The following is a 1,507-nucleotide window of genomic DNA, read 5'->3' as shown; positions in this document are numbered from 1 at the left end:
GACGTCGACTTCGCTTCGGAATCGGCTTCGATGACGTCGAACCAGATGCTGCTGCAAGCCGGCACCGCGATGCTGAAGCAGTCCAACAGCCAGTCCTCGCTGGTCCTGTCCCTGCTGCAGTAATCTGAAGTATTCTCCCGGCCGTGAGCGGCCGGGACCAATCACGGCCACCCAGGCCGAAGGGCCAACCGACTTCCGGTTGGCTTTTTTTTATACCTGCATGGTAAGCTGGCGCAATGGCAATAGACCGAGTGACGCCGTCGAGCGCGGCGCTGAACATTCCGGACCGGACCGCCCGCGAGCAGCCCGGCCAGGCCCACGTCGTCCCTCCCGTGCCGCAACCACCCGAGGACGGGCCGCACTTCGCGCTGAACGCCGGCGTCCCCGCCGCCGTCGGCGCGTTGATCGACGCGATGGACGGCAAGCTGGCCGCCACGGTGCCGGCCGCGCTGACCGGCAAGGTGGCGGCCGAAGCGCTGCTGGGCGATACGCTGTCGATGCAGCCGAACCAGCTGTTCATGTCGCGCCAGCTCGTCACGCATCCGCCGGATACGTCGGTGATGGCCGCCTCGTGGATGGCGATGGTGCGCACCTATGCCGAGCAGCGCGCCGCGCTGATGCAGCAAACCGAAGGCCGGCACGTGCCGGCCAGCCTGTTCCTGTCCGACCAGGCGCCGGCCATGCTGCGCGACGGCCGCGTGCCGCCGCAACTGGTGTCCGAGCTCGATGCGTGGCGCTTCGCCGTCTACGCGTGGGGTGCCGAAAAGCTGGTGCTGCGCGTGGTCGCGCTCGACCCCGATGAAGAAGACGGCGCCGCACCGCGCCGCCGCCGTGCCCGTGCCGCGTTGCGCCTCGAGGTGCACGTGCCCGACCTGGGCAAGATCGTGCTGCAGATGGAACCGGGCGACGACGGCGTCATGCTGGAAATCGCCGCCGCACAGGAAGGCGCGATGCGCCATATCCGCAAGCTGCTGCCGCGGATCGGCGCCATCGCCACCGGTTGCGGCGTGCGCTTCGCGCGCGTGCGGCTGATGCGCGAACTGGCCGCGCCGGGCACGCAGCAACCCACTGCTTCCCAGGTCGCGTTCCTGACGCCGGCCATGTTCAAGACGATGGCCGAAGTGGCCGTGCTGCTGTCGCAACCGCTGCCGGCCGACGAATTGTTCTTTGAACCACAAAACTGAGTTTGCGTTGTCGCACTGACAGCCGTCACCAGGCGGCCCGAACTTTTTTCGCGATTTTTCTAAAAAATTGCCGCTCAGAATTTAATGCCGGTGCCGGATCGGTCGTCTTGTACTCATGAGAGGGCAGAAAAGCTGCTCTGAACTGAACCGATCACTGGAGTAACCATCATGCTGAGCCTTCACACCAACAACGCCGCCCTGTCCGCACAGAACTCGATCTCGCGTACGCAATCGAGCCTGTCGACCTCGATGACCCGTCTGTCGACCGGTTACCGCATCAACTCCGCAATGGACGACGCAGCTGGCCTGCAGATCGCTACCCG

The 1,507-nt window shown here is 65.6% G+C and carries 3 protein-coding genes; all 3 read left to right on the top strand.

Going from position 1 to position 1,507, the window contains the following annotated elements:
• Nucleotides 1-123 (top strand): flagellin (locus IP92_RS29805; protein ID WP_260072029.1); only part of this gene is annotated, 123 nt, incomplete at its 5' end.
• A gap of 113 nt (nt 124-236) precedes the next feature.
• Nucleotides 237-1,184, top strand: coding sequence for a hypothetical protein (locus tag IP92_RS29800; RefSeq protein ID WP_145882364.1), 948 nt, complete (start codon nt 237-239; stop codon nt 1,182-1,184).
• Between the two features lie 168 nt (nt 1,185-1,352).
• Nucleotides 1,353-1,507: flagellin N-terminal helical domain-containing protein (locus IP92_RS29795; RefSeq protein WP_443094150.1), on the top strand; the 155-nt coding region annotated here is incomplete at its 3' end.

The organism is Pseudoduganella flava (assembly GCF_007830495.1).
Classification (GTDB): domain Bacteria; phylum Pseudomonadota; class Gammaproteobacteria; order Burkholderiales; family Burkholderiaceae_D; genus Rugamonas; species Rugamonas flava.
Note: the sequence above shows the minus strand (reverse complement) of the source record. Positions and strands in the feature narration are given on the sequence as shown.

Coding starts and splice junctions, on each gene's coding strand:
- IP92_RS29800 (WP_145882364.1), top strand. CDS start 237: ATGGCAATAGACCGAGTGACGCCGTCGAGCGCGGCGCTGAACATTCCG.